18 protein-coding genes and 1 tRNA gene are annotated in these 25536 nt (G+C 68.5%); 12 read left to right on the forward strand and 7 right to left on the reverse strand.

The features are described 5' to 3' along the window. Nucleotides 1–16: 16 nt before the first annotated feature. The 4 genes from rio1 to C471_RS07375 all read left to right on the forward strand — a co-directional run bounded on the left by rio1 (nt 17) and on the right by C471_RS07375 (nt 4580). Nucleotides 17–1027: a serine/threonine-protein kinase Rio1 gene (gene rio1, locus C471_RS07360; RefSeq protein WP_004047623.1), complete on the forward strand. Its 1011-nt coding sequence runs from the start codon at nt 17–19 to the stop codon at nt 1025–1027. 103 nt (nt 1028–1130) lie between these two features. After that, nucleotides 1131–1673, forward strand: coding sequence for a KH domain-containing protein (locus tag C471_RS07365; RefSeq protein WP_004047627.1), 543 nt, complete (start codon nt 1131–1133; stop codon nt 1671–1673). Between the two features lie 279 nt (nt 1674–1952). Beyond that, a complete protein-coding gene (thsA, locus tag C471_RS07370) occupies nt 1953–3605 on the forward strand; it encodes a thermosome subunit alpha (protein ID WP_004047629.1) in 1653 nt (550 codons plus the stop codon). Nucleotides 3606–3923: 318 nt separating this feature from the next. After that, the gene (locus C471_RS07375) at nt 3924–4580 is read left to right on the forward strand and encodes a lactate utilization protein (RefSeq protein ID WP_004047632.1); all 657 of its coding nucleotides are present in this window, start codon (nt 3924–3926) and stop codon (nt 4578–4580) included. 240 nt (nt 4581–4820) lie between these two features. Here the strand turns inward: C471_RS07375 and C471_RS07380 are convergent. Then, nucleotides 4821–4894, reverse strand: a tRNA-Lys gene (locus tag C471_RS07380). Nucleotides 4895–5007: 113 nt separating this feature from the next. Here C471_RS07380 and C471_RS07385 point away from each other — a divergent pair. Continuing rightward, complete coding sequence (locus tag C471_RS07385) at nt 5008–6399, forward strand: M20/M25/M40 family metallo-hydrolase (protein ID WP_004047634.1); 1392 nt, start codon at nt 5008–5010, stop codon at nt 6397–6399. Here the strand turns inward: C471_RS07385 and C471_RS07390 are convergent. Further along, a complete protein-coding gene (locus tag C471_RS07390; RefSeq protein WP_004047637.1) occupies nt 6372–7040 on the reverse strand; it encodes a DUF7119 family protein in 669 nt (222 codons plus the stop codon). The two genes, C471_RS07385 and C471_RS07390, sit on opposite strands and share 28 nt — an antisense overlap. Nucleotides 7041–7203: 163 nt before the next feature. Here C471_RS07390 and C471_RS07395 point away from each other — a divergent pair, with 163 nt between their 5' ends. Beyond that, entirely contained in the window at nt 7204–8373 is a 1170-nt protein-coding gene (locus C471_RS07395; protein ID WP_004047640.1) for an aminopeptidase, read from the forward strand. A 459-nt stretch (nt 8374–8832) separates the two neighbouring features. On the opposite strand, the gene pheT is transcribed toward C471_RS07395, so the two are convergent. Together pheT and pheS are read right to left on the reverse strand one after the other, a co-directional pair. Next, the gene (gene pheT, locus C471_RS07400; RefSeq protein WP_004047642.1) at nt 8833–10572 is read right to left on the reverse strand and encodes a phenylalanine--tRNA ligase subunit beta; all 1740 of its coding nucleotides are present in this window, start codon (nt 10570–10572) and stop codon (nt 8833–8835) included. Beyond that, a complete protein-coding gene (gene pheS / locus C471_RS07405) occupies nt 10572–12080 on the reverse strand; it encodes a phenylalanine--tRNA ligase subunit alpha (RefSeq protein ID WP_004047644.1) in 1509 nt (502 codons plus the stop codon). The genes pheT and pheS overlap by 1 nt, the downstream gene beginning before the upstream one ends. A 336-nt stretch (nt 12081–12416) precedes the next feature. On the opposite strand from pheS, the gene C471_RS07410 reads away from it, so the two are divergent. Further along, complete coding sequence (locus C471_RS07410; RefSeq protein ID WP_004047647.1) at nt 12417–12722, forward strand: HalOD1 output domain-containing protein; 306 nt, start codon at nt 12417–12419, stop codon at nt 12720–12722. 27 nt (nt 12723–12749) lie between these two features. Here C471_RS07410 and C471_RS07415 read toward each other — a convergent pair whose 3' ends face one another. The 3 genes from C471_RS07415 to C471_RS07425 form a co-directional block, all read right to left on the reverse strand. Further along, a complete protein-coding gene (locus C471_RS07415) occupies nt 12750–13460 on the reverse strand; it encodes a hypothetical protein (RefSeq protein WP_004047650.1) in 711 nt (236 codons plus the stop codon). 85 nt (nt 13461–13545) lie between these two features. Continuing rightward, nucleotides 13546–14196: a MinD/ParA family ATP-binding protein gene (locus C471_RS07420; protein WP_004047653.1), complete on the reverse strand. Its 651-nt coding sequence runs from the start codon at nt 14194–14196 to the stop codon at nt 13546–13548. Then, entirely contained in the window at nt 14193–15002 is an 810-nt protein-coding gene (locus C471_RS07425) for a DUF7857 domain-containing protein (protein ID WP_004047655.1), read from the reverse strand. The genes C471_RS07420 and C471_RS07425 overlap by 4 nt, the downstream gene beginning before the upstream one ends. A gap of 127 nt (nt 15003–15129) precedes the next feature. Between C471_RS07425 and C471_RS07430 the strand changes: the two genes are divergently transcribed. The 5 genes from C471_RS07430 (at nt 15130) to C471_RS07450 (ending at nt 25489) form a co-directional block, all read left to right on the forward strand. Then, nucleotides 15130–16293 carry a hypothetical protein gene (locus C471_RS07430; RefSeq protein WP_004047657.1) on the forward strand — a complete coding sequence of 388 codons (1164 nt, stop codon included), beginning with the start codon at nt 15130–15132 and terminating at the stop codon, nt 16291–16293. 166 nt (nt 16294–16459) lie between these two features. Then, nucleotides 16460–17296, forward strand: coding sequence for a hypothetical protein (locus C471_RS07435; protein ID WP_080505550.1), 837 nt, complete (start codon nt 16460–16462; stop codon nt 17294–17296). Next, nucleotides 17296–21045: a hypothetical protein gene (locus C471_RS07440; protein ID WP_004047662.1), complete on the forward strand. Its 3750-nt coding sequence runs from the start codon at nt 17296–17298 to the stop codon at nt 21043–21045. Before C471_RS07435 ends, C471_RS07440 begins: the two co-directional genes overlap by 1 nt. After that, nucleotides 21042–21662: a BREX protein BrxB domain-containing protein gene (locus tag C471_RS07445; protein WP_004047664.1), complete on the forward strand. Its 621-nt coding sequence runs from the start codon at nt 21042–21044 to the stop codon at nt 21660–21662. Before C471_RS07440 ends, C471_RS07445 begins: the two co-directional genes overlap by 4 nt. Further along, entirely contained in the window at nt 21659–25489 is a 3831-nt protein-coding gene (locus tag C471_RS07450) for a hypothetical protein (protein ID WP_004047666.1), read from the forward strand. Before C471_RS07445 ends, C471_RS07450 begins: the two co-directional genes overlap by 4 nt. Nucleotides 25490–25536 lie beyond the last annotated feature (47 nt).

The following is a 25536-nucleotide window of genomic DNA, read 5'->3' on the forward strand; positions in this document are numbered from 1 at the left end:
TCGAACGTCGAGGCGAATGAGCGAGGAGTTCGTCCTGCTCGAGCCCGACGATCAGCCCGGCGACGAGTGGGAACAGCTGGACGTCTCCGACACGGAGGCGGACCGGATCGCCCGCCGACAGGACCGGGAGTTCGACGAGTTCCGCAAGCGGATCAAAGACACCGAGCAGTTCAAGCTCCAGGAGTCGGTGTTCGACGACGCGACGCTGGCGGCCATCTACAAGCTCGTGCAGGACGGCTACGTCGACGCCTTCGGGGGACCGGTATCGACCGGGAAGGAGGCGAGCGTCTTCGAGGCGCTCGGCGGGCAGGCGGGCGAGCGTCCGGAACCGGGATCGGCCGCGGCCGGAGGCGGCCCCGAGGGCGTCACGCCCGAGCGCGAGGTCGCCGTGAAGGTGTACCGGATCAACTCATCGAACTTCCGGCACATGCGCGAGTACCTGGAGGGCGACCCGCGGTTCGAGGGCATCGCGAGCGACAAGAAGGCGGTCGTGCTGGCGTGGACCCGCAAGGAGTTGGCGAACCTCGAACGCGCGCGCAAGGCCGGCGTGCGGGTGCCCGAACCCATCGCGGTCCAACGGAACGTCCTCGTGATGGAGCTGGTCGGGCACGCCGAAGACCGGGCACGGCGGCTCAGCGAGGTCGACGTGGAGAACCCCGAGACCGCCTACGAGGTCGTCCGCGAGTACATGCGCCGGCTCTACCGCGCCGGGCTGATCCACGGCGACCTCTCGGAGTACAACATGATCATCCACGAGGGCGAACTGGTGATCATCGACATGGGACAGGCCGTGACGGTGCACCATCCGAACGCCGGCGAGTTCCTCGACCGGGACTGCGAGAACGTGGCGGCCTTCTTCACTCGGGAGGGGATCGACGTCGACCCCGACGACCTCCGCGGGTACGTGACCGAGCCGGAGCCGGAGCCGAGCGGGGAGCCAGAGCCGAGCGGGGAGCCGGAGCCGAGCGGGGAGCCGGTATCGGAGTCGGGCGGGGAGCCGGAATCGGGCGAAGAGTCCGACGAGTAGCTTCGGATATTTCGTCCTCAAGCGCCCGAAGAACACCGTCACACGCCCACACACTCGGTTCCGGCGGAACATATTTAAAAGGCTTCGCCGGGTACTTCCTCGTATGCAACACGTGACGGTTCCGCAGGACCGTATCGGCGTCGTCATCGGCGCCGGCGGCGAGACGATGCGGGAGATCGAAGAGCGGGCGAACGTGCGGCTCGACATCGACTCCGAATCGGGCAGCGTCGCCATCGAGGAGCGCGACGACCCGGTCGCCGCGCTGGTGGCCCCGGACATCATCAAGGCGATCGGTCGCGGCTTCAAGCCGGAGACGGCGCTGTCGATCCTCGACCACGACCTCCGGACGCTCGATCTGATCGATCTGTCCGAGCACACCCGCAACGACAACGACCTCCAGCGCAAGAAGGGACGGATCATCGGGGAGAACGGTCGCACGCGGGAACTGTTGGAGGAGCTGTCGGGCGCGAACGTCGTCGTCTACGGCTCGACCGTGGGCGCGGTGGGACAGCCCGAGGAGCTGGAAGTGGTGCGGCGGGCGGTCGGGATGCTGCTCGACGGGGCGCCGCACGGCGCGGTGTACTCGTACTTGGAGCGGATGTCGAACGAGCTCGACGACGACGTGAGTTTCAACGCGCCGCAGTGAGCGGGTTGGGCGTCGGCGTCGCCGGAGTTCGGTTACAGTCGACTGCCGCTGACAGCTGAGTGGACACCTCCGAGGCCCCAGCCGACCCCGAGCATAGGCGGTCCGCGTCCCAGCGCTCGATCTGGAGTTCTATAAAAAGGCCTGTGTGAACGTACCCCATACAGATTGGTACTCCCCCACAGTGTTGCGTTTTCGCACGACCCGAGCAAAGGATTTATATAGAATCACAATCAATCAATGGTTGTAATGTCACAGCGCCAGCGGATGGGCAATCAGCCCATGATCGTACTTTCCGAGGAGTCGCAGCGTACCTCCGGAAAGGACGCTCAGAACATGAACATCACGGCCGGCAAGGCGGTCGCGGAGTCCGTCCGCACCACGCTCGGCCCGAAAGGGATGGACAAGATGCTCGTCGACTCCGGCGGGTCCGTCGTCGTCACGAACGACGGCGTCACCATCCTGAAGGAGATGGACATCGACCACCCGGCGGCCAACATGATCGTCGAGGTAAGCGAGACGCAGGAGGAGGAAGTCGGTGACGGCACCACCTCCGCCGTCGTCGTCGCCGGTGAGCTCCTCGATCAGGCCGAGGAGCTCCTCGACCAGGACATCCACGCGACCACGCTCGCGCAGGGGTACCGTCAGGCCTCCGAGAAGGCCAAGGAGATCCTCGAAGAGGAGGCCATCGACGTCTCCGAGGACGACTACGACACGCTCGTCGAGATCGCCGAGACGGCGATGACGGGCAAGGGCGCCGAGAACTCCAAGGACCTGCTCGCCGAGCTCGTCGTCGACTCCGTGCTCGCTGTCAAGGACGACGACGGCATCGACACGGAGAACGTCTCCGTCGAGAAGGTCGTCGGCAGCTCCATCGACCAGTCCGAGCTCGTCGAGGGCGTCATCGTCGACAAGGAGCGCGTCGACGAGAACATGCCCTTCGCGGTCGAGGACGCCGACGTGGCGCTGTTCGACGGCGCCATCGAAGTGAAGGAGACGGAGATCGACGCCGAGGTCAACGTCACGGACCCCGACCAGCTCCAGCAGTTCCTCGACCAGGAGGAGGAGCAGCTCCGCGAGATGGTCGACCACCTGACGGAGATCGGCGCCGACGTCGTCTTCGTCGGTGACGGCATCGACGACATGGCCCAGCACTACCTCGCGCAGGAGGGCATCCTCGCCGTCCGCCGCGCGAAGTCCGACGACCTCAAGCGCCTCGCCCGCGCGACCGGCGGCCGCGTCGTCTCCAACCTCGACGACATCGAGACGGACGACCTCGGCTTCGCCGGCTCCGTCGCCCAGAAGGACATCGGCGGCGACGAGCGCATCTTCGTCGAGGACGTCGAAGAGGCGAAGTCCGTCACGCTCATCCTCCGCGGCGGCACCGAGCACGTCGTCGACGAGGTCGAGCGCGCCATCGACGACTCGCTCGGCGTCGTCCGCACGACGCTGCTCGACGGGAAGGTGCTGCCCGGCGGCGGCGCCCCCGAGGCCGAGCTCGCGCTGCAGCTCCGCGACTTCGCCGACTCCGTCGGCGGCCGCGAGCAGCTCGCCGTCGAGGCGTTCGCCGACGCGCTGGAAGTCATCCCGCGCACCCTCGCCGAGAACGCCGGTCTCGACCCCATCGACTCGCTGGTCGACCTCCGCTCCCGCCACGACGGCGGCGAGTTCGGCGCCGGTCTCGACGCCTACACGGGCGACGTGATCGACATGGAGGCCGAGGGCGTCGTGGAGCCGCTCCGCGTCAAGACCCAGGCCATCGAGTCCGCGACCGAGGCGGCCGTCATGATCCTCCGCATCGACGACGTCATCGCGGCCGGCGACCTGAAGGGCGGCGGCTCCGACGACGGCGGCGACGAGGGCGGCCCCGGCGGCGCGCCCGGCGGCATGGGCGGCGGCATGGGCGGCATGGGCGGCATGGGCGGTGCGATGTGACGTTCGGATAGGACACACACTCACCCCCGCGCCAACCGCAACCGCTTCGCTGGACCGACCCGCCGACCGACCGTCGCGCGCCCCTTCGGGCCCGACGACACGCGACTTTTATCGACGACCGACGACGCCCGCGGAGCCGTCGGCTCGTCGCCCGACGGACGGCGATCAGTCGCTCCGGCGACACGAAGATAACACCGGTGTAACCACCCGACACGGGTGTTCGCGAGCCGTTAAGTGTCGTCCGCGCATTCGATCGATCACGAGACGGGCCCGCCGCGAGCGCGCGTGCCGCGGCGCGGTCCGTTCAATTTCCATACAATGTCACAGCAGAAAGCGGACTACGCAGACGACGCCGAGATCGACGAGACGCTGGACCAGCCCGCCGACGACGCGACCGTCGAGGAGACGGTGGCGAACCTCGAAGAGCGCGGTTTCGACGTGATCGTCGTCGACGACGCCGACGAGGCGCTCGACGCGGTGCAGTCGCAGATCCCCGCGGGCGCGTCCGTGATGAACGGTCACTCGACGACGCTCGAGGAGATCGGGTTCGACGACTTCCTCAGCGGGGGCGACCACGAGTGGGAGAGCCTCCCCGATCAGATATGGAGCATCGACGACGACGCCGAGCGACAGACCGCGCGCCGGGAGTCGCAGACGGCCGACTACTTCCTCGGGGGCATCAACGCTATCGCGCAGACGGGCGAGCTCGTCGCCGCCGACCTCTCCGGCAGCCGGATCGGTGCGTACCCGTTCGCCGCCGGCAACGTGGTCATCGTCACGGGCACCAACAAGATCGTCCCGACGCTCGACGACGCGCTCGATCGGCTGGAGTCGGTCGCGTACCCGCTGGAGAACGAGCGCGCGCAGGAGGCGTACGGGGTCGAGTCGGCGGTCGCCAAACAGCTCATCTACCGCCGCGAGACCGAGGAGGGCCGGACGACGATCGTCCTCGTGCGCGAACGACTCGGGTACTGAACCCGGATCACGCGTCGCCGCGCCGGCGGTGACGCGCCACGCGTTCTCCTCTTTCCCCCGGTTTTCACGCCCGTGAGCCGTGGCGCTGTCGCTCGTGGCGTTGATCGCGGCGGTGGCAATGAGATTCGAACCACGCCCAGACGTGCTCGTTCGCTTCGCTCACTGCGCGCGGCTGGTCTCGTTCGAAGCCCTCCCGGCCGGTTCCCTCACCGCCTCGCTGTCGCTCGGCGGTTCGGTGCACGGGCCGGGAGGGATTCGAACCCCCGACCGTCCGGTTAAAAGCCGGACGCTCTCCCTAACTGAGCTACCGGCCCAGACACGAATCCGTACGGCGAGACCACGGATAAACGTTTAGAAACCGCGTGCGGCTGGGGGGGATCGCCCGCCGATCCGAAACGGTTTCTGAGCCGCCGCCGTCCCCGCGAGCATGGACTTCGACATGCGCGCGTTCGCCGCCGACCTCTGTCGGTTCGCCTCGACGGCCGGCGCGGAGGCGGCCGCCGCCGACTTCGTCGAGGGCGAGCTCGACGCGCTGGGGTTCGAGACGTACGCGTGGGACGCCGACCCGGACCTGCTCGCCGATCATCCCTCGTTCCCGGACGACCTCGACGAGTCGGACGTGGCGGGCCGACGGAGCGTCGGGGGCGTGCTCGCGCTCGGCGGGGCCGACGCGGCGACGGACAGCGCCGGCGACGACGACGCCAACGACGCCAACGACGCCGGCGACGACACCCCCACGGTCGTCTTGAACGGCCACATCGACGTGGTCCCCGCCGAGCCCGCCGAGTGGTCGAGCGACCCGTTCGAGCCGGTGTGGAGCGAGGGCGGCGGCGAGGACGAGGGGACCGACGCCCGCGAGACGCTCACCGCCCGCGGCGCCGCGGACATGAAGTCGGGGGTCGCGGCGTGCGTCGGCGCGGCGCTCGACGTGCGAGAGCGCGTGGCCGCCGGCGCGGTCGACCTCCCGGACGCGGGGCTCCGGGTCGTCGTCGAGGCGGTCGCCGGCGAGGAGGACGGCGGGTACGGCGCCGCGACCGCGGCGCTCGCGAACCCGTACCCCTTCGAGCGCGACGCCGCGATCGTCGCGGAGCCGACCGAGCTACGCCCCGTGGTCGCCTGCGAGGGGTCGCTGATGGCGCGGCTGGAGCTGACCGGGCGGAGCGCTCACGCCGCCACGCGCTGGCGCGGCGAGGACGTGCTCCCGCGGTTCGAGGCGATCCGGGAGGCGTTCATGGAGTTGGAGACGGAGCGCGGCGAAACGGTCGATCACCCCCTGTACGGCGAGTTCCCGGTCCCGTGGCCGGTCGTGTGCGGGACGGTCGAGTCCGGCTCGTGGGCGTCGACGGTGCCGGCGACGCTGACCGCCGAGTTCCGGATCGGCGTGGCGCCCGGCGAGACGGTCGACGAGGTGGAGGAGACGTTCCGCGAGCGGCTGGCGGAGGTGGTCGACGAGGACCCGTGGCTCCGCGAGCACCCGCCGACGTTCGAGCGGTTCTCGGTGCAGTTCGAGGCGATCGAGGTCGCCGTCGACGAGCCGATCGTGGAGGCCGCGCGGGCGGGGCTCGTCGAGGCCGGACTGCCGGACGCGGAGCCGACGGGCGCGACCTACGGCGCGGACTCCCGGCATTACGTCGCCGCGGGGATTCCGACGGTCCTGCTCGGGCCGGGGACCATTACGGAGGCACACTACCCGGACGAGACGATCGCGTGGGACGAGGTCGAACGCGGGCGAGAAGCGATCGCGGCGGCGGTCGCGCGGTTCGCGGCGGGGGACGCGCCGGGCTCGCCGAGTTACTCGGCGTCCGACTCGGCGAAGTAGTCGTCGAGCGCCTCGGCGACGAGGTCGCCGGGGTCGAGGTTCCGGTTCGAGGCGCGGCGCCTGAGCTCCACGTAGGCGTCGAGCGGGAGCCCGATCCCGACGTGGCCGAGCTCGACGCCCGCCTCGCGGACCGCGGTCTCGACGTCGCTCCCGTCGTTGACCGCGGAGGCGATCGAGCGCACCTCGCGGACCGTGAGGTCGCCGTCGATGGTCGCCCACGCCAGCAGGTAGCGGTCGGTGCCACCGAGTCGCGCGACGTGTTTCGCCGCGCTCGGCGCGATCCGCCCGCTCGCGACCTGTCTGCGGATCGCCTGCGGGAGGTCGTGGACGCGGGCCCACTTGCGGATGAACGCCACCGAGACGCCGTCGCCGGCGCGTTCGGCGGCCGCCTTGTACGAGCCGACGCCGCGGACGAGCGCGGCGCAGGCGGCCGCCCCCCGCAGCATCAGCACGTGGTCGTCGTCGCCGACGTCGCCGGCCGCGAAGCGCGCGACCGTCTCGGCCGCCTCGGCGACGCTGTCGGGATCGCCGGGGTCGAACCCCACCGCTTCGGCGGCGCGCTCGCCCGTCACCGCCGGATCGGACCGGACCACCGGCTCGCCGACGGGGGAGCGTCTGTCCGCGGGTGACTCCTCGTTCATACCCTTCTCTTCGGGTGCGCGCACATAAGCGACCGGCACCGGGGCAGGTTTCGCTGGCGACGGCGACGGCGGAAACGCCGGGAGCAGCGACGCGCCGGTCCCGCATACCCGCGCGTGCGGCCGACGAGCAGGCCTTTTTACCCGCCGGCCGAGACCCCACGGCATGGACGAACGCGTACGCGAGCACGCCGCCGTGCTCGTCGACTGGAGCGCGCGGGTCGAGGCCGGCGACGACGTCGTCGTGAGCGTCGCCGAGGACGCCCACGAACTCGGCGTCGCGGTCGCCGAGGCGCTCGGCGAGCGGGGCGCGAACGTGACGACGCTGTACGGATCGGCGGAGGTCTCGCGGGCGTATCTGAAAGGCGCCGAGGCGGGATCGGAGGGGGGTGACGGCGACGGCGACGACGGCGACGACGGCGACGGCGCGCCGAGCTTCGACGACGACCCCGCCGTCGAGCGCGCGCTGTTCGAGGCCGCGGACGCCTACCTCCGGATCGGCGGCGGTCGCAACACCACCGCGAGCGCGGACGTGGCGAGCGAGACGCGACAGGCGTACGCGAAAGCGCGGCAGGGCGTGCGCGAGGCGCGGATGGACACGGACTGGGTGTCGACGGTCCACCCCACGCGCTCGCTGGCCCAGCAGGCCGGGATGGCCTACGAGGAGTACCGAGAGTTCGTCTACGACGCCGTGCTCCGCGACTGGGAGGCGCTCGCCGACGAGATGGCGGCGATGAAAGACGCCCTCGATCGCGGCGACGAGGTCCGGATCGTCACCGAGCGCGACGACGCCCCCGACACCGATATCTCGATGTCGATCGCGGGCCGCACCGCGGTCAACTCCGCCGCCTCCGTGGCGTACGACTCTCACAACCTCCCGAGCGGCGAGGTGTTCACCGCGCCTTACGACACCGAGGGCGAGGCCTTTTTCGACGTGCCGATGACGATCGACGCGACCCGCGTCCGGGACGTGCACCTCGTCTTCGAGGACGGTGAGGTCGTCGACTTCTCTGCGGGCGCCGGCGAGGGCGCGCTCGCGAGCGTGCTCGACACCGACGCGGGCGCCCGCCGGCTCGGCGAGCTCGGGATCGGGATGAACCGCGGCATCGATCGCTTCACCGACTCGATCCTCTTCGACGAGAAGATGGGCGACACGGTTCACCTCGCCGTGGGGCGCGCCTACGACGCCTGCCTGCCCGAGGGCGAGTCCGGTAACGACAGCGCGGTCCACGTCGACATGATCAGCGACGTGAGCGAGGACTCCCGACTGGAGATCGACGGCGAGGTCGTCCAGCGCAACGGGACGTTCCGGTGGGAAGACGGGTTCGAGGGCTGATCGAGAGGTGGCGGCGGCAGCAGCGATACGATATTTAAACGACCGCAGGCGGTGCGGTGGCGCGCGCCTGCGAGCGGCCGCCCCCGGCGGCCGCGAGGAGCGCCGCGCGAGGNCTGGAGTCGGCCGACCGGAGCGAAGCGACGGGAGGCCGACGAGGCTGGGGAGGTGTGAGGTGCGGGCGGTGCGGTCGGTGCGGTCGGTGCGGTCGGGTAGGACTCAAAGGGGCAGTCGCGAGGACGACGCTCGGCGACGCAAGCACTGGAAGGAGCGAGCGTAGCGAGCGACTGAAGCGCGTGGTTCGAGAGAGCGAAGCTCTCTCGTCATCACGAAAGGCGCTCTGCGCCTTTCGAACGACAGCGAGCCGCGCGAGTCGTCGCGGCTGGGGCTTTGGAGGTCTTCACCGTCGATCCAGTATCAACGACCTATAAACGCCCGACGGGAAACTTCGAGATCGAGTCCCTATTGGCCTAAAGCGTCGAGGTGGAACTCGAAGGCGGCGACGGGCACCTCCAGGTCGTGTTCGACGAGGACGGCGGGGTGGACCTCGCCGATCACGCCGACCGGCTCGCCGTCGATCACGACTTCGGCGGTCCGACCGTCGATGAAGGAGGGGTGCTCCGTGCGCGGCGTCTCCAGTTCCGCGCCGAAGTCGTCGCACACCGCCTGGAGGCGCCCCTTCGCGGTCTCGTAGGAGGCGTCGCGTCGGGCGACCGCGCCGGCGACGTGACGGCGCTCGGCGACGTTCGTGTCCTCGCGATCGTCGCGCTCGGCCGCGAAGCCGACCTCCGCGATGTCCTGCGGGTACGCGTTGTGGGTGTTGCGTTCGAGCAGCATCAGAAGCGACGGGAGCGCCCACGTCCGGAGCTGGGTGTACTCCTCGCTGTACGGCTCCGTGATCTCGACCGGCTCGCCGGCGCCGAAGGCGTCGGCTCCCGCCCCCAGGTTCATCCGGTCGTAGTTCTCGGTCCCGCTCGTCATGTGGAAGTTGAGCAGGTCCTCGAAGCCGAGCCCGACGAGGCTGGTCCGGACCGCGTCCTCCAGCCGCGAGCGCTCGTGGCGCCCGCCGACTGTCCCCACGTCGGGGTAGCGCGGCTCCAAGTTGTCGAAGCCGTACGCGCGTCCCACGTCGTCGACGAGGTCGAGCGGGTGGAGCACGTCGACGCGGTACGGCGGGATCTCCACCTCGTAGGTCACGTCCTCGTCGAGCGTGTAGGAGGCGTCGAGGCCGGCGCGCTCGAAGCAGTCGACGACCTCCTCGGGCTCGAAGTCGACGCCGAGGAGGGTCTCGATCCGGTCGTGGCTCACCGACTTCTCGTCGGTGTCGAGGTTCGGGCGGACGAGCTCCGCGCCGTACTCGCTCGGGGCGGTCGCGCCGTCGGCGTAGTGCACCTCGACCTCCTCGATCGTCGCGCCGCGGGCGGAGAGCGCGTAACAGATGATGTTGCACATCCGGTCGATCGTCCACTGGTCGGTGCCGGTGAGCTCGACGAACAGCTCGCGCGAGCCCGTCGTCACCTCGGTGCGCTTCCCGTTGATGACCGGCGGGAACGAGAAGAGACCGAGCTCGTCGTAGATCGCGGGGTACCGCTCTAAGTCGTCGACGAGGTCGGCGTACGTCCGCCCCGTGTCGTGTTCGGCGAGCACCTCGTCCGGCGTCAGCTCGTCGTTCGAATCGAGCGGGACGAACGCGTCGCCGTCGGGGTCGACGCCGCGGTAGGTGATCGACGGCTCCGCGCCCTCCTGGAGCGGCGCGCCCTTGACCATCGCCAGGTCGTGGATCCCGATGGCGCCCTTCGCGCGGCCGCGCCCCATCGTCGCGTGGAGCTTCTCCTGCAGCTGGATCAGCGAGTCGAGCGCGCCCTCGTCGAGGTCGACGCCGCGGACCACGGCGCCGGTGACGTACGGGCGCTCGTCCGGGACCGACTCGGCGACCTCGATCGTCCACTCGGGGTCGTTGGTCTCGGGGACGTAGACGCCGCGGTCGTCGCCGTAGTGGTAGCGCAGCGAGCGCGCGACGCCCTCGACGGAGAGCCGGTCGAGCCGGTCGGGCGCGAACTCGAACTGGAGGAGCCCGTCGTCGGTCTCCCCTTCGAACTCCAGGCCGAGCCCGAACAGGTCCTGCTTGAACTCGTCGTCGCTCGTGTCGGTGCGGCCGGTGAGCCCGCGCAGCTCGTCGGTGTCGATGTCGACGACGGGCATCAGTAGCTCACCTCCGCGTCCCGCAGGAACTCGATGTCGGCCAGCGTCCCGTGGAGGTCGCGGATGTCCTCCGCACCGGTGGTGAGCATGGCGAGTCGCTCTAAGGCGAGCCCCCACGCCATCACGTCGCAGTCGACGCCGAGCGGGCCGGTGACCTCCTCGCGGAAGACGCCGGAGTTGCCGATCTCGATCTCCTCGCCCGTCTCGGGGTGTTCCCCGAACAGCTCGAAGGACGGCTCCGTGTACGGGTTGTAGTGCGGTTTAAACCGGATGTCCGTAATTCCGAACTGCCGGTAGAACTCCTCGAAGGTACCCATCAGGTCACGCACCGAGAGGTCCTCGGCCATCACCCACCCCTCGATCTGGAAGAACTCAAGGAGGTGCGTCGGGTCGAGGGTGTCGTTGCGGTACACCTTCTCGACGGAGAAGTAGCGCTGCGGCGGCTCCAGTTCGGCGCCCGCGATCCCGGAGAGATAGCGCATCGACAGCGAGGTGGTGTGGCCCCGCAGGGCGACCTCGCGGGCGAACTCCTGGGACCACGGCGAGTGGTAGCCGTCGCCGTCCTCGCCCCAGCCGTCGCGGTGGGCCGCCTCGACGCGGGCCATCAGTTCGTCCGGAATCCCCTCCATCGGCGGCACGTCCAGCGCGAACCGGTCCCAGTGGGTCCGGGCCGGGTGGTCCTGCGGCATGAACAGGCAGTCGTTGATCCAGAAGTCGCTGTCGGCGTGGGGTCCCTCCATCTCCTGAAACCCCATCCCGACCAGCACGTCCTTCACGCGGTCCGCAGTCCGGCGGAGGACGTGTTTCCGACCGCCCCGCGTCGTCGGCGCGTCGGCCTCGACGTTGTACTCGGAGAACTCCACGTCGCGCCACTCGCCGCTGGCGAGCAGCTCCGGGGTGACCTGTGAGACCGTCTCCGTCGTCTCGACGGCCGTCATCAGGGCGTCGACGCCGTCGTCGGTGAGGGTGACCGCCCGGGTCACCGACTCGCCGCGGTCGACGAGCCCGCGGGAGTCGAGCTGATCGAGCACCGCCTCGTCGACTGCGGGGTCGTCGCCGTCGGCGAGCGCCGCGAGCGCGGCGGCCTCGGGGTCGGCGTCCGGGTCCGCGTCCGGGTCGACGGTTAGCTCGCCGGAGTCGATCGTCCCGAACCCCTTGCGCGCGAAGTTCGAGAGCGCGATGTCGACCTCGGGACCGTCGAGGCCGGCCTCGCCGATGACCCGTCCCATCGAGACCGCGGCCTCGTCCGCGTCGAGCGCGAGCCCGGCGCGGTAGAGCCGCGTTTCGGGGAGTGCGTCGTCGACGTACCGCCGACCCTCGTCGGTGAGGCCGAGGGTCTCGGCGGCGGTCTCGACGACGGACAGGAGCCCCTCGTCGCGGAGATCGAACGCGGCACCGGTGACCGTCTCGGGTTTCAGGCCGGTCTCCGCCGCGATCTCGTCTATCGTCCGTTCGTCCGTCGCGCTCGCGGCCTCGAGGACCGCGAGCTGTCGTTCCGGGAGTCGCATTCGAGTTGTGTGTATAGGCGTCTGGCTGGTTGGTAACGGTTCCGGCACGTCGCCGTCGCAGGGCGACGAACGGGGAGTTCCCGTCGCCGTCGCCGCGACGCCCGCCGATCGGCCCGGTTTCATCGCCCCGACGCGGGGCGGATCCGCCGCGCGCGACTCACGCGAAAACGAACCCGAACGCGTCACCGTCGGCTCCGCGAGCGATACCCGGTCCGGCGCGTTCGAGTGCCATGCAACCGCATGGCGATCGATCGGATATAGGCGTCTCGCCCTCCGAGATATCAGATCAGATAAACGCAAGGATAGGTTTATACATGTATTCGACGCCTAATCAGTATGAGCAGCGCAACGGCGGACTCTCAGAGCCACGATCCGGTCCCGGAGTCGGTTCGCGTCGAGCACGGTGACCCCGGCCGGTCGCCGAGCCGCGCCGTCGTCGAGGCCGTCGCCGGGGCCGCAGGCGTCGAGCCGGTCGAGCTCGCCGACGAGGCCGGGATCGTTCTCTACGATCACTTCGACTTGGACGCGCTGGACAGGCTCGTGGCCAGCCATCCCGGAACCACCATCGACATCTCGCTGTCCGTCCCCGGCTACGAGATCAGCGTCGACGCGACGGCGGTCGTCGCCGAGCCCGCCCGATAGCCCATCGAAGGGGCTCCGAACGGCGTGTCACGCCGCCTCCGACCCTTCTCTCTCCCGCAGTGTCGCGATCCGATCGCCGAGCGGCGGCTGCACCTCGAACCACGTCGACCAGTCGCCGGTCTCCGGTTCGACTCCGCGGATCGCCGCCACGCGCTCGAACGCGTCGGCGACGCGACCCGCGCCGACCGCGTCCGCGGCCCGGTCGTCGGCCGCGTACTGCACCCGCCGCCCGACCCAGAACGCCGCGAGCCCGACCGCGACCAGCGACGCGAACCCCGCGTCGAACGGCACCGTCGCGGTGACGATCGCCGCCAACACGCCGACCACCGCCGCGACCGCGACGGCTCGGAACTCTCCGTAGTACGTCTCGACGCGGCCGGCTTCGGCCGCGAGGAGACCGATCGCGACGTCGTCGTCGATGTCGTCGAGCACCGCCTCCGAGAGGAACAGCACGCGCCGACGGGGCGGACCGCGGACGGCGACATCGATGGGACCGACGCCGTCGCTTCCGGGCTCGCGCCCCGATTCGCCCCCGCCGGCCTCGTCCGCACCGCGGCGCTCGATCGCGATCCGGTCCACGTCGAGCCCGGCCGTCTCTCGGAGGTAGTCGAGGCGGCCGCGCTCGGCGTCGGTCGGCTCCCGGAGGTCGCGGAACCGGTCGGCCGCGTACAGCGGACCGACCTCGACGGCGAGGACCGTCAGAACGGCGACGCCGACGAGCAGGACGGCCGTAAGCATCGTCAGCGAGTCCGTCCCGGAGCGGTAAAAAGGCGCGATTTCGCGGGCCGTCGGGAGAGCGCGGGGCGCCGCGGGCTCGGCCCCGTCAGTCGGGCACCCGCTGGGCGAGTTCGCGGATCGCTTCCGCCGCGGCGCTGTCGGGGGCGGTCTCGACGACCGGTCGCTCCTCGGCGACGGAACGACCGACTCGGGGGTCGGCGGGGACCACCGACGCGGGCGCGCCGAGCGCGTCGGCGATCGCGTCGACCGGCGGCTCCTCGGTCACGCGGTTGACCGCGCAGCCGACGAGTCCGGCGTCGAGCTCGCGGGCGAGCGCTCGGGTCCGGATCGCGTCGGCCAGCGCGAACGCCCGCGGCGACACGACGAGCAGGCAGGCGTCCGCGACCGCGAGCGGGACGCCGGCGTCCGCGCGCCGCCCCGCGGGACAGTCGAGGACGACGGTGCCGCGCTCCCGTTCGAGCGCCGCCACCGCGGCGTCGAGCCGCCGGAGGTCCGCCGCTCGCGCGCCGGCGAGGGTCCGACCGCAGGGAACGATGTCGACCGCGCCGACGCGCAGCGTTTCGATCGGGTCGGCCGCGCCGGCGAGCGCGTCGTGGAGGTCCGGACCGCGGCCGCCTGGGAGGTCGGCCATCCCGAGGTCGGCGTCGACGACGACCGCGTCGAGCGCGGCGGCGACGTTGTACGCGAGCGTCGTCTTCCCGACGCCGCCCTTCCCGCCGGCGACCGCGAGGATCACGCGAGCCGCTCCAGCGCCGCGACCGGCGCGTCGGTCGCCTCCGCGCGCGCCGCGAGCGCTGACGCGCGCTCGCTCAGCTCCCGGAGCCGCGCCGCGTCCGCGGCGACGCGCTCGTCGAGCCCGGAGAGTCCCTCGACGCCGTCGGCCTCCGCGACCGCCTCCGTCGCGGTTGCCAAGTCGGCGTCGGTTAACCGCTCCGCCCGGTCGATCCGTTCCTCGACCGTGTTCAGTCGGGCGTCCACCGCGTCGGACCAGTTCGTCGGTTCCCCCGGCGGCGGTCCGAGAGCGGCAGAGTCGACGGGCGGTTCGTCCGCGTCGACCGCATCGACGACGTCAGCACCGCTTCCGCCGGTGTGGGCCGAATCATCCGAGTCGTCCTCCGGGTCCGGATCGCCGAACCCGATCGCCTCGCCCGCGACCGCGTCCCTCGGCGGGCGGTGGTCGCCGAGCCGCCGAAGGGCCTCGGCCGTCGCCGACGCCGCTCCGTCGTCCCTCCCGCCGAGTCCCGCGTCTCCCGACTCCGCCGTCGGATCGACCGCCGCCACCTCGGCGACCTCGACCGGCGGATCGGCCGGCGGAGCGCGGGCCGCGAAGCCGAACGCCCGCCGTTCCCCGGGGTCGAGACGCAGCGTCACGCCCGATTCGTCCCACCCGTCCTCCGGAACGCCGCCTCGCCGCGGCGGGAGTACGGGGGCGCCGAGCCGGCTCTCGATCCGGACGCGTCGCGGGACGGCGTCGTCGTTGCGCGCGCGACACCGAACCAGCGACACGCCCCCTTCCCGGTCGACGTTCCACCCGAAGTCCATACGCCGGGTGCCGCGGTATCGCACTTAAACTGCGGGCGAGGTGCGAGTGAAATGCGAGGCGGTGACCGGGCGAGCCCGCGAGCGCGGTGGGAGAATCGCTTATTGTCCGCGAGGGTGTGCCACCCGTATGAACGAGCCGGCGGTGTTCGACCGCGTGGTGACCGCGCTCGACGAGCGGAACTACGAGCCGCTGGTCCACGTTCCGGAGGCGCACAGCGACGCGTACGCGGACGTGCTCGACCGCTGTCGCCGCCACGAGATCGCGATTCGCGGGCGGTACCCCGACGTGCTCGGCTTCACCGACGCGAACCGCGTGTTCGCGATCGAGGTGAAGGGGTCGACGAACCTCCTGCGGGGCATCGGACAGGCGCTGACCTACCAGCAGGGCGCGCACGTGTCGTACCTCGCCGGCCACGGCGACGCCGTGCGGCCGCACGCCGATCTGCTCCGCTCGAAGGGGATCGGTGTCATCGGCGTCGACGAGGACGGGGCGACCGCGTGGCGCTCGCCCCCGAGCGCGGAGTCGACCGCGGAGGCCGCGGACATCGAGGGGCAGCTGTCCCTCCGGCTCCGCGGCAACGAGTTCGGCGGCGACATCACGACGCTGAGCCTCGCGCAGCCCTTGAACTACTTCGCGCCGGTCGTCGCCCTCGACCGGTACGGCCCCCTCGCACGCGACGAGATCGTCGACGCGATCGCCGACGAGTACGGGTTCGGCGCCGGCGGCGAGACCGTCGCGAGCGCGCGCACCCTCGGACTGGTCTCGGCGGGGTCGCCCCACGAACTGACCGATCAGGGGGAGCTGGCCGCGACGGTGCTTCGCGGGCACGGGATCGAGGACCTCGACGACCTGCGCCTGACGAAGGAGGACGTCGGTCGGCGCACCGTCGCCGAGGTCCACCCGCCGCTCGCGGTCCTCCTCCGGAACTCCTTCGTCAGACACCCCGAGTTCGGGCTGCTGCTCGACGCGCTCCGGAAGGAGGGACCGCGAGTCCACTTCCTCGATCTCGTCGAGCGGCTGGTCCGCGAGTACCCGAACGTCTTCCTGAGCGCGTTCTGCACGACTCGCGGCGCGGCCCGCGCCCGAGAGCTGATCGAGCGCGGTGAGACGGCCCGACTCTACCGGGAACGAGGCGTCTGGACGGACGTGATCCGCACCAACGTCCTGTTCAACTTCGTCCAGCAGCTGAAACACGTCGGCGTCCTCGCACCCGACACGCGCAGCCACAGCGGCGCGATCGCCGAGTACGACCCCGACGCGAAGCCGTGGATCGTCGCGGCCGTGGAGTGACGGCCCCGACATCGGAGCGGGGCTCTGAATCGGTCCAAACGGCCGGTACATCTCACTCCACGCCAGGAATCGGAATGTCGCCAGACGGCTCTCGAGTCGCATACCCGCCGAGAACGCGGTTGGTCAATGACAAATAGTAAAGTGGGTCGGTTGAATCCACCATCGTATGAACGCTCTCCCGGACGGCGGAGAGGGACCGTCATCCCTCGCCCACACATTCTCTCCGGAGGAAGTCGATATGGATCTGACCATGTGTGGACTCTTGCCCGCTCGCGCAGAGGAGATCGCCCGGTTATACCGGGAGTATGGAACCTGGAACCAGGTCAAGGACGTCTGGTTCGACGAACGGCGCGGGAACCGAAGTACGAAGGGGAGCTCGCGGAAGATATATCGTATCCTCTCCTCACGGTTCAAAAATGCACCACCGAGCCTCCCCAACCCGAGCGATCTTCCCGCAGCGTTGGACGCCTGTACATCAGCCCGCGACAAAGCCCAAGTGCTCTATCCGTATCTCGTCGCCGACGATGCGCTCGTCCGATACGCCGTCCACGAATACGTCCAACGCCTTTCGGCCGACGGTCCCGGTGCGCTTGACTTCTCGGACGAGACGCTCACGACCGTCCTAAACGAGTTCGAGTACGCCGACGGGACGGCGTTCGACTACGCCGACTCGACGACGGAGCGGTGGTGCAGGGGCTTCCGTTCGGTCATGCGTGAGATCGGGGTTTTAGAGGGTCGGCAAGCGGTCGTCGGTACTCCGCCGTCTCTCGGCGACATTCCGCTTCTCGTCGCCACGGGCTACTCGTTCGAGGCGAGCGAGGACGCGTGGTTCGAGTCGCCGATCGGTCTTCAGTACCTGTTCCAGCCGACTGCGCGCTGGGAAGAGCTCTACGACAGGGTCGTGGAGACGGAGGCGTGGGAGTTCGTCGAGCTCCACGGCAGCCTTCAGCTGCGGCCAACTGACGAGCCGTACTCGTGGATCACCAGCGAGGGAACGAGATAATGGCTGGCAGGTCGTGGTTCGCAGACCTCCCCGAGGACTTCGAGGAATCGGTGCGTATCGACCGCGAGGATCAGTCCGCAGACGAAAAGCGACACAGGAGACAGGCTATCGAGTCGTATCACGTGACGGTGGACTCCCGGCGCTTTCTCGACGACTTCGTCAACCGACTGCTCGGCGAAGCCGAGGACATGCGAACGGGATCGAACTACTGGCTCTACGGCTACTACGGGAGTGGCAAGAGTCACCTCCTGACCGTTCTGGACGGGCTCCTCGACACCAGATGGCTTCGGAACCGTTCCGAGGCGGTCTGGAGCGATCTCGTCCCGGAGGCGTCGACCAGCGGGGGTCTCTGCGGGCTGCGAGATCAGTGGGAGACCGTTCATTCCGACTACCACGTCATCCCCGTGTCAGTGAACTTGCTGAAGTACCAAGGCCAGAAGCAACGCAGCTTCAGCGAGATCGTCCTTCGCCACGCTCACCGAGATCCGACCCTTACAGGCGTCGATGACAGCGTCTCTACTGGCCTGTCGTCCCAGCTCGACGTCGCGTACTTCGAAGACTGGTACCGGACGACGGAAGCGTGGTCGAAGCGACAGGACCGTGCGGCGGCTGTCGTTGACGCGGTGACGCCCGAGGCGCCGCGGTACGGGTGGGACGCGGCCGAACTCTGGACCGCCGTCCAGCGGTACAGCGCGCTGGCTGATGTCGTGCTTCCAGCCCTGTTCGAAGAGGTGACGGGTACGCGCGACGGCTACACCGACCTCCAGCCGTCGGACATCGACCCGGAAGAGGTCGTCAGTCGGCTGGAATCGCTGCGACAGGCCCGTGAGGAGGAGTTCGGAGAGCCGGTCAAGCTCGTCCTCCTGCTCGACGAAGTGAGCCTCTTCATCGGCACCGACTTCGAGCGCCTGACCGAACTGCAGACGCTCGCCGAAAACGTCGACGACATCGGTGACGGCGACATCCAGCTCGTCGCAACCGCACAGGCGAAGATCGAAGACGTCCAACCGAAGTTCGCGGCTCACGGAGCCGATTTCAGCATCGTCAAAGACCGGTTCCCACACCGGTATCAGCTTCCGAGCAAACACGTCGGCGAGATCGCCGAACGGCGGCTCTTCAAGAAGTCGGAGACGGGCGAGGAGGCGGTACGTCAGGTCCTCGATGACGCCGCTGTGAAACCGTCCGAATCGCTCGTGTACAGCGAGATCAAACAGAACACCAAGCCGCCGCTCGACGCGATCGACGACGAGCGGCTCGTCGAGTTCTATCCATTCCTCCCGTATCACGCGCCGCTGTTCTTGGAGATCCTGTTCAACCTCCGTCGGGAAGCGAGCGACCCAGCGAAATCGATCTTCTCGGGAACGGCACGGGCTATCCTCGCGCTCATGCACGGATTGCTCACCGACTGGGTCGACGAGGGCGAGGACGACCGGATCATTTCGCTCGTCGACTTCTTCGAGCTGATCGAGCCCGAGCTGCGTGAGATCCTCCCGCAGGACATGCGCGTCGTTGAGGGCACCGACGAGACGACCGGCATCGCAGACGAGGTGGCCGACGAGGAACGCGAGCTCCAGGCGTTCGACCTCGACGTCGCGAAGGCGGTGCTCCTGCTTCAACACGTCCACGAGATTGTCCCGCTGAACGAGGGGAACATCGCGGTCGCCGTCATGGACGATTTGAACGGGCAATCGTGGATTAGCACGACGAACCGCGTCGAAGAGTCGCTGGATCGGCTACAGAAGTTCATCCGGCCCACACAGGACGAGAGTGGACCTCGCTATCGGTTCGCGACACAGGGAGAGCGCCTCATCTACGACGAAGCCGAGGCGAACGAAGCAGCCCCAAACTGGGACGCCGTCGTCGAAGCACTGGACGAGCACCTCTGGGATCGCATCGCGCAGGACCTGTCGCTCCCGGAATCAGTCCCATACGGCGAGTCGGGTGACGAGTACCCGGTATCGTACCGTTTCACGCTCGATGGGACGGCGTTCGAAAACGGTCTCACCGCCGAGGACGGGTTAGAGATCGACGTCGCTGTGCAGGGGGTTCGGCCAGATACGGGCCCAGAACAACCGGACGAGAAGACGCTGTACTGGGAGATCGACGACACCGGGCTCGGGGATCTCCGGAACCGGCTGGTCGAGTGGTGGGCGCTTCGGGACGCCATCGCGACGCGCGACGCACCGTCGGCGGTCGAGCGTGACCTCGAGCAGCGCGCAGATTCGGTCCGCAGCAAACTGACAAGCGCGATGGGAAGCGGCTCGTACACCGTGAGAGATCGGACAGACATCGGCGCCCTCGCGAACGCGGTTCGGGTCGCGGTGGACGTCACGTATCCCGACGACTTCCATCCGATGATGCTCCAGGTGGGGGAGAGCCGACTGCGCGAGCTGCGCGAACTCGGCAGCGATGCACCGCTGCCTGCGTGGGCACGAACGATTCAGGTCCCCTTACTGGACCAGACCGGAAGCCGAGGGAAACAGACCATACAGAACAACGTGTTAACGCTCATCCGTCGGCAGCTGAACGACCGCAGTGAGGGGCTCAACATGAATACGGTTCTCGATGGTATCGTCAAACACAAACCGTTCTACGACGAGGCCCGCCCGGCACTCTGTGCACTCATTTGGGGGTTCTGTCGAGACGGGCGACTGCTTCCCGTCGACGAGAGCGGGAACACGCTGGAAGACGAGGCAGTGCTCGACCTCGAACGCCTCTCGACGACGAGACTGAAACTCCTCCCGCGCACGAACATGGGCAAGCTGCTGGAAGAGGGCGGCTTCAAGGAGACGACCGAAACGGTCGCAGACGGGCTCATCCGCCTCCAAGATGCGAACCAACGGCTTCGATCGACGCTGACTGGACTTCGCGAAGACGTGACGCTGGTCGTCGATGGGGACGTTCGAACCGAGGAAGTTACCGAGATGCTCACCGCGTTTGCCGACGAGCTGACCGAGAGAATCGCGACCACCGACGATCGCCTTGCAACCGTGAAATCACAAGACGACAGCATCACAGATGCCATCGACGAGACGAACGAGACACAGGAGTGGGTCAGCGAAGTGACCGATGTCTGGAACCGTCGCCTTTCGACGATCCATCAGCTTGACGCGGTGCTGACGGTCGGGAGTCGCCGGTTCAACTGGGTCGACGACGACGCACAGTCCGCCATCGAATCGCGGTCGGCCGCCGTCTCGTCGTTCGACGGCGAGTGGTGGACGACCGACGGGTGGAGTACGCTCTCCGGGGAGCTCGTTCCCGATCTCACGCCTGAGCTCGACCGGTCCTGGAACGCGTTCGCTGATGAAGACGGCCTGCGTGAACTGGTCGACCGCATTGCAGAGCACACCTGGATCCGCTCGCCGACGAACCTTCCCGTCGGCGTTCTCTACGCCGGATTCGAACGCGAGTACGTCACTCCGATGCGTCAGCTGAAGCAGTGGTACGACACGATCGAGAACGCGATCGCGACGCTGTCGGCCGATGCGGATGCCGATGAGGTCATCGCCGTAACCGACGATATCGCGCAGCTAGAGCCACTCGCCGACGCCGTCGAGTCCGATCTGGCTGAGTTGGCCGTTCGGCTCGACGAACTGTCGGCGATCGTCGGCGATCGGGCCCCCGAGGACGTCGACCAGATCGGTATCGTTCCCGGCGACCGACAGAGCCTGAATCGTCGCTTGGAACGGCTCGTTGAACAGCGAGAGCTTGAAATCGAGGAGACTGACGGCGGGGTGATTCTTCGGTGAGCCAGGGAAGTTCGTCGCCGTACCGCGAATTCAAAGAGAAGCTGCAGACGTTCGCACAGGGACAGCACGGCATTCGGAATCCGTTCGTCATCGCGGCTGTCGACCCGACGGTCGAACACCGGGTCACGGAGCGGCTCGAGACGTGGTCGGCCGGCCAAGCCGAATCGCCGGAGATCCCGAGCGACATCACCGTACAGCCCATCTGGCTCGACGAACTGCTCCCACGGACCGACGTGTACGAACTCCTCGTCGATCTGGGCGCCCCACTGGCTGAGCTCGGCGACGAGCCGTCTCCGGGTGAGCGTATCGAAGCGACGATGCAAGACCGGCTCGCCGACGAGCTCGTACAGCGGATGATCGAACGGGAGCTCGACGAAGCGCAACTGGAGGATCAGAGCCACGTGGTGCTGCTGCTCAACCTGGGCAGTTTGTACCCGTTTACACGCGCGTCGGAACTGCTCGACGAGCTCGACCGACGGAACGTCAAGTCCACGATCGGGATCCCGTTCCCGGGAGACGTCGTCGGCGGAAAGTTGAGCTTCTTCGGCGGCGAATCGCGGCACTACTACCCCGCCCACCAGATTGACGGCCAGATCCAGGGGGTGCATCTCCAGTGACTATCGACGAGCTCTTCCACGGCGACCCGACGCGACAGCTCGAAGAAGTACAGAAAGTCAACGCGCGCGAGCGAGCCGAGACCGACGTTCGAGAGTTCTACGAGACGGACAGCGCCGAACAGGTTCTCAAAACCCTCGGCGAAACCGTCGAGACTCATCCCGGTGAGGCCGCTCGATTCCTCTACATCCACGCGACGTTCGGCTCGGGGAAGACCCACCTCCTGAAGCTGGTCGGTCTCCTCGCCGGCGACGACTCCGAGTTCGCCTCCCTCGGTGACCAACTGGCGGAGCAGTGGCCGGGGTTCGACGAACTCCAACAGTCGATCACCGACTCTCACCTCGACAGTCTCAAGCCGGTGTTCCTCAACCTGCTCGACCGCGACGCGTCGAAAGAGCCCCCGTTGCCGTTCCTCATCTTCGAGGCGATCGGCCGCGAGTTCGGCTATCCGACCGACCCGAACTGGCTGCTCGAGTGGGCCTGGACGCTCGACATGGAGTACGATGGCGTCTGGGAGGCGCTCCGGGAGTTCGAGCACGACGGACGGACGTTCGACGACGTCCTCGCTGAACGCGCCACGCTCCGCAGTTGGCTCTACGACGCGTTGCCGGCGATGGCTGAGACGTCCGGGACGGACCTGAACAGCCGGCCGGGCGTGAAAGCCTCCATCGAGACCGCCGAGGCGGACGTCGAGCCCGAAGCGTTCGATCCCGAAGAGCTCGTCTCGCGGATCGAGGCGGTAACAGACTCGCTCAACGACGGGAGCACGCAGACAGAACTCCTGTTAGGTCTCGACGAGGTCGCGCTTTTCGTCGGCGACAGTCGCCATCGCTACCGGGAGTTCGAAGCGACGATGGAGGCGCTCCAGCGCGGGCCGAATCCGGTCGTCGTCACCACCGGACAGTACTCGCTCCCGGCGACGCGCGCGAGCCTCATCGGAGAGCCGCCCGAAGACCACTGGACGCGCCAACAGGTCCCGCTCGAAGGGGCGGACACGGAGATAATCGTCCGGAAGCGGTGGCTCCAGAAGTCCGATCCCGACGGCAGGGAGCGCGTCGAGTCGCTGGTGGCGTCGATGCCCGATCTTGAACTCCACACCTACTCGACGGTGACGAGCGCGGACCCGGATCCGGTCGAGTCCTACCCGTTCCGCGCGTACGACCTGTCGCTCCTCCGGGCGGTGATGCAGGAACTCATCACGCAGGGGCGGTCGACCGACCGAGACTACATCCAGGGGCGGGCGCTGCTCGTGCTGGTTCGGTCGCTGTTCACGAAGTTCGGGTGGGCGTCGAACGCGGAAGGAGCGCTCGTCACGTGGGACGTGCTGTTCGATCTACTGGTCGAGGAGACGACGTACCTCCCGCTGTGGGTCCAGGAGATGATCGACAACACGCTCGTGCCCACGTTCGACGGCGACGAAGACGCCTGGGAGGTGCGCCTCGCGAAAGGCCTCTATCTGTTGAACCAGACGCCGGCCGTCCCCTCGACGCCCGAGAACCTCGGCCGGCTGATGGTCGGCGACGTCACGGCGTCCGTCGACGAGGTCGTCGAGCGGACCGAGTCGGGGCTGGCGACGCTCGTCGACAAGCAGAAGGCGCTCACCGAGACGACCGACCGGGGCGACGAGGTGTACACGCTCGTCTCCGAGGAACAGGAAGGCATCCTCAGTCGCGCCCAGGACGAGGCCGCGAAGATCTCCCCGCACCAGCTGTCGGCGTGGGTGGAGACGCGACTGCGCGAGAACGACGACTTCTTCCGGAGTGAGGGGAGCCGGCACGAGGTCGACGTCGGCGACGAGCGGCTCGTCCCGCTTCGGTACGACTACTCCGTCCTCGAACCGGTCGACCGGGCGCCGTCTCCGAAGTACGACGCGCTGCGCGTTCGCGTGCTGGCCGACGATCGCGACACCCTCTCCGAACAGGTGGAGACGTGGCAGGACGTGAACGACGGTCGCGACGGCGGCGAACACGTCCTGATCACGATCGACGTTCCCGAGACGATGCTGGAGCGGATTCGCAACGTCATCGGGATGGGGACGGTGCTGGAGGAAGAAACGGAGTCACACGAGGAGCTCGAACGGGAGCACCGCACGGATAAACGTCGCCTCGAAGCGTCGGTGACGGGGATCCTCGAGGACGCGTCGGTGTACACGGTCCACGAACGGCGCGGAGCGCGCTCCGGCGCGCTCGGTGACGCCGTCGGCGACCAAGTCGGAACGGTGTTCGGCTCGTCGCGGAAGACGCTCTCGCGACCGCTCGTCGAGGTCGACGACGCGAAAGCGATGGCGGCGTTCTTCCGCGGCAGCGGTGAGTGGCCGCTTTCGGACGCGGACGCCGCGATGCTCGGCGTCGACACTAGCGCCGGCGAGCTCACCGACACCGGCTGGTGCCGGGAGTTCATCGACGGGTACGAGGCACAGAAGTCGGTCGGGGTCGAGACGATCCTCCAACAGACCCGGACCGCGAACGGCGATTACCGCGGGACGCCGCAAGAATCGATCGCGGCCCTCCTCATCACGCTCGCGACCTCCAACGAAGACGTCGTCCTCAAGCAAGACACGGAGTATCTGAACGACCCGACCACGATCGGCCGTCAGGTCCGGACGAAGGGCGGGCTCTCGTCGCTGACGGTTCGCTTCGAGAAGAAGATCGATCCGAGGAAGGTTCGGGCGCTCGTCGCGACCGTCGGTTCCGGAGACCCGACCGGAGACGGTATCGACGAGTGGCTCGACGAGCTCGGGCGGTGGATCGGCGAGAACAGCGCGACGGTCAAACGCACGTTGAAAGGGGTCTCGAGGGAGTTCGACGTGACGCTGGAGTCCTTCGAGGCGACTGTCGAGCCGGCGCTCCGGGGCGAGGAGCTCACCACGTCCGACCTGGGAAGCGAAGACGACCTCGCGGCGGTGCTCGAAGAGGCCGACACCTTCGCGGACGCCCGCGAACTGTTCGGCGTCGAGGCGGACGGAGCGACGCTCTGGGAGCGCTTCGGCGACGAGCTGAACGCCATGACATCGCTCTATCCGAACGCGTCGATCACCGCCAGCATGCGAGCGACGGCGGAGAGCGACGCCGTCCCGAGCGTCGCGACGGTCGAATCTCGGCTCCAAGACGCCCGGAGCCACCGCACCGACGGAGTCGCCGACCAGTATCGTCGGCTCACGGGAGAGACGACGACCGGGCCCGACCCCGAAGCGATCTGCGGCGATCTCGGCCGCTGGATCCGGTCGAACGAGGACGGCATCCGCGGCGTCCTCGACTCGGCGACCGCCGAATTCGACGGTATCGATCTGACGGAGCTCACGGCGCTGTTCGAGAGCGTCTGGAACGGAGAGACGCCCTCAGAGGACGCTCTCGTCGAGACCGACGCCGTGCGGCAGGCCGAGACGTACGCGACCGTCCGCGAACTGTTCGACGACGCGAACGGTGAGAGCCTCTGGTCCCGGCTCGGCGACGCCGCCGGAGAGCTCCGCTCCGAGCATCCGGAAACGCTGACGCGGGAGTCCGTCGACGCGGCGCTCGCGTCGTCGACACCGCCGGCGCCGGGTCGCGTGGAGAGGCTGCTCGAAGAGGCCGAAGACCCGATTCTCGGGGAGGACGCGTGGGAGCGTCTCAAGCACGCGACCGACGAACTGGACGCGGAACTCCCGAACGCCGACCTCACGCAAACGCTGCGGGCGCGCGTCGACGCCGACGACCGGCCGAGCGAAGCGCGAGCGACGGAGTTACTGAGCGACGCGAACGACCTGCTCGACCGCGTCCGTGCGGTCAACGAGCGGTTGGACGCTCTCGACGACGGGAGTCTCGTGCTGATCGAGGAGCGTCCCGAGTGACGGAGTCGCCGGCTCTGCGCGCGGGCGTTCCCGGACGCGGAGACGGG

It is taken from the genome of Halorubrum saccharovorum DSM 1137 (genome assembly GCF_000337915.1).
Lineage (GTDB): Archaea > Halobacteriota > Halobacteria > Halobacteriales > Haloferacaceae > Halorubrum > Halorubrum saccharovorum.